General features: G+C 70.4%; 5 protein-coding genes. 2 read left to right on the plus strand and 3 right to left on the minus strand.

What is annotated here, in order from left to right:
- The first annotated feature begins 361 nt into the window (after window positions 1–361).
- Complete coding sequence (locus tag J0670_RS22985) at window positions 362–928, plus strand: nucleoside deaminase (protein WP_207813541.1); 567 nt, start codon at window positions 362–364, stop codon at window positions 926–928.
- A 17-nt stretch (window positions 929–945) separates the two neighbouring features.
- Here the strand turns inward: J0670_RS22985 and J0670_RS22990 are convergent, their stop codons facing one another.
- Both J0670_RS22990 and J0670_RS40335 read right to left on the minus strand, forming a co-directional pair.
- Complete coding sequence (locus J0670_RS22990) at window positions 946–1,212, minus strand: hypothetical protein (protein WP_207813542.1); 267 nt, start codon at window positions 1,210–1,212, stop codon at window positions 946–948.
- Between the two features lie 152 nt (window positions 1,213–1,364).
- Window positions 1,365–6,188 (minus strand): RHS repeat-associated core domain-containing protein, encoded by a 4,824-nt coding sequence (locus J0670_RS40335; RefSeq protein ID WP_207813543.1) that lies wholly within the window; start codon window positions 6,186–6,188, stop codon window positions 1,365–1,367.
- A gap of 305 nt (window positions 6,189–6,493) precedes the next feature.
- Between J0670_RS40335 and J0670_RS23000 the strand changes: the two genes are divergently transcribed.
- Window positions 6,494–7,444 carry a phosphatidylinositol-specific phospholipase C gene (locus J0670_RS23000; protein ID WP_207813544.1) on the plus strand — a complete coding sequence of 317 codons (951 nt, stop codon included), beginning with the start codon at window positions 6,494–6,496 and terminating at the stop codon, window positions 7,442–7,444.
- A gap of 96 nt (window positions 7,445–7,540) precedes the next feature.
- Here J0670_RS23000 and J0670_RS40585 read toward each other — a convergent pair whose 3' ends face one another.
- Complete coding sequence (locus J0670_RS40585) at window positions 7,541–7,753, minus strand: hypothetical protein (protein ID WP_207813545.1); 213 nt, start codon at window positions 7,751–7,753, stop codon at window positions 7,541–7,543.
- Window positions 7,754–7,973: the final 220 nt, after the last annotated feature.

A 7,973-nucleotide genomic window follows, 5' to 3' on the forward strand; every position in this document is an offset into this window, starting at 1 on the left:
GCGCAGCCGACACGTCCGCCTCGGAGCGAGGGAGAGCGCGGTCTCCGCCACCCCTGACCCGGAGGCCCGGTGGAATGGACGTCTCGACGACGTGATCGTGGCGTTGGCATACGGACCGGCTCGGAGTCGCCGGATGGAAGCGTCGCCCTACGGCAGCGGCGATTTCGGCTCGCACGGTCGCCCGCCGGGACGGGGACGGTCAAGGGCCTGGAGCGTCGATGGCACACGGAGAACCGGTTGGTCGTCCGGGTTGCCCGGTTCGGGATGGTGACTATCTTCTGAAAGGGATGGACGTGCCGATGCGCCTCTTCTCGCCGTGTGCCTGCCGGGAGAGGCCGGACACGGCTGACGGAGAGGCGTCATGGCGAAGAAGAAGTTCATGAGAGAGGCAGTGCGACTCGCGACGGAGTCGGTGGTGAACGGCTGGGGTGGGCCGTTCGGCGCGGTGATCACCCATGACGGTGACATCATCGCCCGCGGTCAGAACCGGGTCCTGCTGACCGGCGATCCGACTGCGCACGGCGAGGTGGAGGCCATCCGCAAGGCGATCCAGGTGCTGAATCCGGAGGCACCGTCGATCTCGGTGGAGTACCAGAACAGGAGCACGCTGAAGCTCATCCCGCGCGAGCCCTGCTCTCCCGATCCGGAGCCGTACCGGGCCCGGATGCTCAAGGGCTGCGAGATCTACACCAGCGGCCAGCCGTGCCCGATGTGCATGAGCGCCATCTACTGGTCCCGGCTCGACGCCGTCTACTACAGCCAGGACCTGGAGGACACCGCGAAGATCGGGTTCAGTGACGAGTACCAGTACGAGGACTTCAAGAAGCCGGTCCACGAGCGGAGCATCCGCATGGTGCACAGCTATCCCAAACTCGGCAAGTCAGCGTACGAGGCATGGGCGGAAAGGCCCAACAAGCATCCCTACTGACGCGCCGCCGGAGGCCCTCAGAGCCGGTGCAGCGCCGCCTCGCAGAACCGGCACCGCTGCTGCTCCAGCTCGGGCGGGTACCACGGCTCGCCCGGCCGGGTGGGGTGGTAGTGGGCGTGCTCCATCGGAGCGGTGTCCAGCCCGCAGAGGGTGCGCGCCTGTGGGTCCTCCGGGACGTCCGGGTCCTGGCCGGCGGCGTGCACCGCGACCAGGGCCGGCCCGACACCCTCGGGGCCGATGGCCTGGTCCGGGGCCAGTTCGAAGAGAACGATGATCGCAGCCACGGTCCCACCGTGGCGGGCGGCGGCCGTCCTCGCATTTCGATCTTCACCCCGTCGAGGGGTTCGGCGGGGGTGGGAGCCGAGCCAGCACGGCGTGGAACGACGCAGGCGCCACCCCGCCGGAGCGGAGTGGCGCCTGTTCGAGTGGTCAGCCGCTAGGCACAGCCCCCGACCCACCAGCTGGTGGCCCAGGGCGCATAACCCCAGGCGCGGAGCTGGAGGCACCGGCCCCAGTACTGCGCGAGCTGGGCGGCCCAGGACAGACCGAGCAGGGCGATGGCGATCGCCCGGCCGTACGGGCCGAGGTTCTTGACCAGGCCGATGAAACCGCTGACGAACCAGCCGTTCTCGGCGATCATCTTGTTCTCCCACTTGGTCAGCCGCAGTACGGCGCCGTACCAGTGGGCCTCCCAGCGGAACTTGCCGGACAGGTCCAGCATGTTCACCGGGTCACCGTAGACGTAGTCGTACGGGTTGGCGTTGCCGCCGTAGACCGGGTCGATCGACAGGAACCGGCCGCTGTCCGGGTTGTACAGCCGGACGCCCATCAGCACGAGGCCGTTGGTGGTCTCGGCGGACCGCTGGTAGCCGCCGAGCCAGCCGTAACGGGCGGCCGCGGAGCCGGTCGCCTTGGGTCGGCCGAACTCGTCGGAGTCCACCAGGGTGGGGCTCTTGGTGGTGTCCAGCGGCAGCATCAGGTTGGTGTCGCCGTGGATGTTGGTGAGCATCAGGACGGTGTCGCCGGTCTTGCTCGTGGTGGCGGCCATCCCGCCGGCCAGGCCGATCACGTTGCGCGTGACGGCTCCGGAGGCGTTCTCGGTGATCCAGCGCGGGTTGTCGCAGTCGCAGCTGTAGTGGTTCACCTTCGCGCCGGTCTGCACCCAACTGCCCGTGGCGTTCGACTCGGTGGTGAAGGAGCGGCGGCGGAGGGCGGAGTCCAGCTGCCAGGTCTGCCGCTGGAGACCGCTGACCTGCTGGTAGACCAGGTCGTTCCAGTAGTACCCCACGGCGGTGCCGGGCATCGCGGTGGTCCGGCCCAGGTCGTCGTAGGCGTATCCGGCGTCGACGATCCGGTCGGCGGTGTCGTAGCTGTGGTTGACGGTGGTTCCGCCGGTGGTGGCGCACGGGGCGCCGCCGGTGCCGGTGGTGGTGGTCAACGCGGTGCGGTTGGAGTGCCGGTCCAGGGTGTAGGCGCGATCGGTGCACACGCCGGCGGCGGTGTCCTGCGTCTCGACCAGGCGGCCGGCCTTGTCGTAGCTGTACTTCTGGCTGTTCAGGGTCGCGCTGTTGGCGTGCGTGGTGACCTGGTCGAAGACCGAGCGGGTCACGCTGTCCGACATCACGGTGCTGCCGTCGGCGTCCTTGGTGTAGGTGCGGTTGACGGTCAGTCCGGCGGTGTCCTGTGACTGGCTGAGGGTGTAGCCGCCGGGCAGGTGCTCGGTGGCGACGGTGCCGTTCGCCGCGTAGGTGGCGGTGAACGTGCCGGCCACCGAGTCGACGATCTTCGTCGGGAGGCCGCGCGGCTCGGTGGCCGAGTCGTAGCCGTAGGTGGTGGTCGACGGAACGCTGTCCGAGACGGTGGTCATTCGGCCCAGCTGGTCGTAACCGGTGGTGGTCGTGGCACCGTCCGCGTCGGTGTACGAGATCACCCGGCCGAGCTTGTCGTAGGTGCGGCTGACCGTGCCGCCGCCGGTGGACGAGGTGCTCGTGATCCGTCCGTCGGTGGAGCCGTAGGTGGTGGTGACGTCCGGGATCGGCTGGCCGAGGTTGCCGGTCATGTGGGTGCTGACCAGCCGGCCCGCGCTGTCGTAGCCGAGGAAGGTGTTGCGGTACGAGCTGCCGCCGGTCTCGTCCGTTTCGGCGACCTGGCCGTAGCGGTTGTACTCGTAGTAGATGTCGGGCGTCTGCGTCGGGTTGGTGCCGCCGCCGGTGACGCTGCCCGCCGGGCCGGTCCAGCAGACCTGGTCGGCCCACTCCGGGCGGCCCTTGCACCAGCCGGTGCCGTCGCCCTGCCAGTAGACCGTCACCCGGGAGCCGGCGCCCGCGCCGTTGGCACCGGGAAGGTCCTGGCTGACGACCCGGCCCTGCGCGTCGTAGCCGGTGCCGTAGCTGAGGGCGACGCCGGAGCCGTCCTGGATGTTCAGCGTGGGCACGCCCTTGGCCCAGTCGTACTGGGTCTCGGTGACACGCTTGTTGGTCAGCAGCGAGTCGTAGCCGCGGACCCTCAGACCGGAGGTGACGATGGTCGGCTTGTTGGAGACCACGGCCGTGCCGTCGGTCGGACGGCCGGTGTCGTACTCCTTCACCGCCCAGGAGCGCCCGGTCACCGAGGTGCCGGTCTTCATCAGGACGGTGGTGCCCGACACGAAGTCGGAGACCAGGTCGAGCCGGTGCAGCGGCCCGAAGGTCTCCAGCTCGCGCGCCCCGTCGCCGCTCCAGTAGGAGTAGTTCTCCAGCTCCTCCGCGCGGTCGGCACTGCTCAGGGAGGCGATGCCGAGGTCGGCCTGGGTGGCCTTGTCGGCGTCGGTGAGGCCGAGCGCGACCGCGCGGTTGGCCGGGCTGAGCGACCGGGTGGTGTTGCCGAACCGGTCGTACTGGGTGGTGCCGATGTAGCCGCCGGGCTGGGCCACGTTGACGTCGCGGCCGGAGGCGTCCACGTACTGGACCGTGGCGCGGCCGTAGGAGGTGGCGGACAGGGCCGAGCCGTCGTTGGAGGCCGGGACCTGGTCGGCCGGGAAGACGGCGGTGGCATCGGTCGGGGCGACGGCCTGGTGCCAGCTCCGCACGTCGGACGCGGCGAGCTGGTACGGGGCGTTGGAGCCGCTGATCGGCACGTTGTAGACGACGGTGGTGACCGCGTTGGTGCCGTCGGTGGTGCTCGCCGAACCCGCGGCCAGGTTGGCCCGGGAGACATTGAGCAGCATGCCGTCACCGGCCACCGAGGAGCTGCCGACCTTGCCGTAGCTCATCGTCCAGGGCAACTCGCCCGGAGGGGTGAGGCCGGTGACCCGGCCGGCGGTGTCGTAGCCGTAGGAGGTCTTCAGCGGGGAGGACAGCCGCGGGTCCCAGGCGTCGCGCAGGCGGCCGGAGGCGTCGTAGTCGTAGGCGGCCACGGTGGTGGAGGTGCTCGACGCGGCGCCGGGCGCGGTGGCCCACAGGTTGATCCGGTTGACCTGCCCGGCGAAGTCGCCGGAGGTGCTCGCGGTGGCGGTGGTGGCGGTCGCGTACCCGAACTCCAGCACCCGGCAGCCCTTGGTGGACGGCGTGGTGGCGCAGGTGGCGGCGGTGACCGCGCTGGTCGGGGCGACGACGTACTTGGGCCGGGCGAGGACCTTGCCGTTCACGGTGACCTTCTCCGAGACGACGGTCGTCGTGGAGTTCGCGGTCGCCAGGAAGCTGCTCGCGAACGCCCAGGTGGTCGCCGCCGGGTCGATCTTGGCGAAGGTCACGGTCCGGCCGTCGGTGTCCTTCAGGGTGAAGGAGCCGGTCGGTGAGCCGGTCAGGGTGAGGTTGGTGACGCCGGGCTCGGCCTGCCAGCCGCCGCCGGAGACGGCGGTGAAACCGATCCGCCGGCCCGCCTCGGTCACCACGGCGACCGAGGTGGCCGAGGTCTGCTCGACGGCGACCCAGTCGGTGCCGGTGAGCTCGGCACGGACACCGGACGACCACTGCGGGCCGAAGATCGCCGCCTGGCCGGCCCGGGTGGAACCGGCGTCGGGCTGGCGCGAGGACGCGGTGCGGGAGACGCTCAGGCCGAAGAACGACGCGTCACTCGCGTTGAGCGTGAAGTCGCCGGTGAGCGGGTTGACGTTGCCGGGGCCGATCTCCCGGGCGGGGGCGGTGCCCGCGACCCGGTCGAGCGTCACGGTCGAGACCTGGGTGTAGCCGGTGGTGCCGTCGGCCTTGGTGAACTTCGCCTGGACGTCGACCGGGCTGTCCGCGGCCAGCGTGTCGGTCGCCTTCCAGGTCAGGGCCGCCGAGGTGCCGCCGGAGACGGCGAGCGGCCAGCTGAGTGCCGAGCCGTCGGAGGCCCGGGTGACGTTGGCGGCCGGCACGTCCTTCCAGCTGTCGGTCTCGCCGAGCCGGTACTGGTAGGTGACACCGGTGTAGTCGGTGGCGCCGACGGCGGACAGCGAGAGCCGGCCCGCGGTGCGCTCGCCGCCGAGCGGGGTGAGCAGGGCGGCTCGGCCCGCGCCCACGCCGAAGCTGTACCCGGTGGTGTCCACGGACTCGTTGCCGGCCGCGTCGATCGTCCGGGCGTAGAGGGTGTGCCACCCGGTGCCCGCACCGATGGTGATGGTCAGCGGCTTGCCGGTGCCGCTGCCGGAGGTGTCCGACACCCGCTGGGAGGCGGACGAGTCGTCCATGCCCCAGGCGTAGCCCTGGCCGTCGCCGGCCGTGGTGCTCAGGGTGCACTGGGTGCCGTCCGGGACCGAGGCGGTCCAGTCGCCGGCCGGGACGCCGGCGCAGCTGATGGTCGGTGCGGCGGGCCGGTTGGTGTCCACGGTGTACGCCGTGTAGCCGCTCCAGTCACCGTAGTTGGTGCCGTCGTACGCCCGGACCCGCAGTCGCAGGTGCTTGCCGTCCGGGAGGCCGTTGGCCGTCGGGAGGGTGAGCAGGGCGACCGCGCCCGACGCGGTGCGGCCCGACAGGCCGGTGTAGCTGTAGGTCGTGTCGTTGACGGCCGGGTCGGGCGTGAGTTCGAACTGGGCCTGGTAGGTGCCGGCGTCGGCCGTCGCGACGGCACGGAGGGTCGGGGTCGTGCTGGTGGTGTAGCCGACCTGGTTGTAGGCGTTCAGCGACCAGGGAGAGAGACCCGTGACGCTGGGTACCGAAGGCGGAACCGTGGCGGCTGCGGCGGGGTGGGGCGCGAACACCCACTCCGTGCCCTGGATGACCGAGACCGAGACCGCGAGCGAGACGCCGATGGCTATCAGTCGCCGTCGGCTGTCTGTTCTTTGGCGTGCGAAAGCGCGCACCTGAAGACACCGTCCTTGTAAAGATGGGGCAAATAGAGCCTCAAGGGATCTCGTGGCGGCGGGCAGCCTACTGACCCTCCGCTAGAGCCCCGCTCGAATCCGAAGAAGGCCGTTCAGCCCTCCTACCGCCCTCCGGCTGCCTTCCGACCGCCTGCCCGGCCGCCTTCCGGCCGCCGCCGCTCGGCCGGTGCCACTCGGACCCGGACCCGGATCGTAACGTCGTGAACCTGTCAGAACAGTGGCCGCGTACTCCACGATGACAGCGCACGCCTCGAACGACCGACCGGACTTCAAGGAGTCGCACCATGGGCATCGCACGTCGTGAACTTCTCAGGTGGGGCGTTGGATTCGGCGCCACCGCCGTCGGAGGCCTCGCCCTGCCGGGCAGCGCCTCGGCCGCCGGCTCGACCACCCCGCGCGGGCTGCCGACGGAGGACTGGATGAGCCGCCTGAACGGCGGCACCTCCCTCCTGGACCTCACCATCCCGGGCACCCACGACTCCTGCTGCGAGAACCCCGCCTACGGCACCGAGTGGTCGCACACCCAGAACTGGGGAATCCCCCAGCAGTTGACCGAGGGCGTCCGCTTCCTCGACATCCGCTGCAACGGCCTCCAGGGCGCGCCCGACGAACTCGGGATCTACCACTCCGACAACTACCAGCACATCCGCCTCCAGGACGTGCTCGACCAGTGCCGGTCCTTCCTCCGCTCGCACCCCGGCGAGACCGTCCTGATGCGGCTGCGCAACGAGCGCGCCGGCGGCCAGTCACTCGACGACACCGAGTTCATGCGGCGGGTCAACCACTACTTCAACGAGCTGGGCTACCGCGGCCTGTTCCACTTCTACGGGTGGCCGACCCTCGCCACCGCCCGGGGCAAGGTCGTCCTGCTCGCCGACTTCACCAACCCCTGGGCCCTGATCGACTGGTCCAGCGGCGAGAACGGCTACTTCGACACCCAGGACCTCTGGCAGACCGGCGGCACCGATCCCCTGGGGACCAAGGGCCAGCGCATCGTCGCCCAGTTCGACAAGGCCTTCCTCAACCCGGGCTACTCGAAGATGTTCGTCAACTTCCTCTCCTACGCGGGAGGTTACTGGCCCAAGACCAGCTCGCAGTCCCTGATGGACCGCACGATCTACCCGTACCTGAACGCCCGCACCCAGCAGCGCGCCCGGTTCGGCATCGTGCCGATGGACTTCCCGGACTTCCACGTCAACGTGCTGCAGATGCTGATCGACAAGAACTTCGTCTAGGCAGGCGGAAGGCAGGCAGGAGGCACGCGGTGGACCCTCGCACGCCGAGGGTCCACCGCCCGAGGGCTGCCGCCGGTGGGCGGTCGCGCGGCGGGTTCAGCTGGGCATCAGGACGGGGGCGAGGAGACCCAGGTCTCGCAGTTGCTGCTCCAGGGTGTCGGCGATGGGCTGTACGGTGCCTCCGTCCTTGAAGTCGGCCTCCGTGAAACCCAGTTCGCGCAGGTTGTTGACGTAGGTGGGCAGGCCCAGATAGACGGCCGCGTAGGCGCGGGCGGTGGCGCGCGCCCGCTCGGGGTCGGTGTCGACCACCACGGCCCGCTCGGGGGCGAGCCTGCAAGTCCGCCGGTGAGGCGGCCTGAGAGCCGGAGCGCTGTCCGGAGCGGAGACGAGCGGCGATCAATCTCGCGCAAACGGCGCCGAAGGCCGCCACCGCGTCGCGTGCGGAGCGTGTCCCCGGTTTGTGGGCGGAGATCAAGCCCGCGCGCGGGCGGGTACAGCTCGTGGGTGCGGAGCCATCCGAGCTGCGGGG

The organism is Streptomyces sp. FH025, from assembly GCF_017427025.1.
Lineage (GTDB): Bacteria > Actinomycetota > Actinomycetes > Streptomycetales > Streptomycetaceae > Kitasatospora.

Coding starts and splice junctions, on each gene's coding strand:
- J0670_RS23000 (WP_207813544.1), top strand. CDS start 6,494: ATGGGCATCGCACGTCGTGAACTTCTCAGGTGGGGCGTTGGATTCGGC.
- J0670_RS22985 (WP_207813541.1), top strand. CDS start 362: ATGGCGAAGAAGAAGTTCATGAGAGAGGCAGTGCGACTCGCGACGGAG.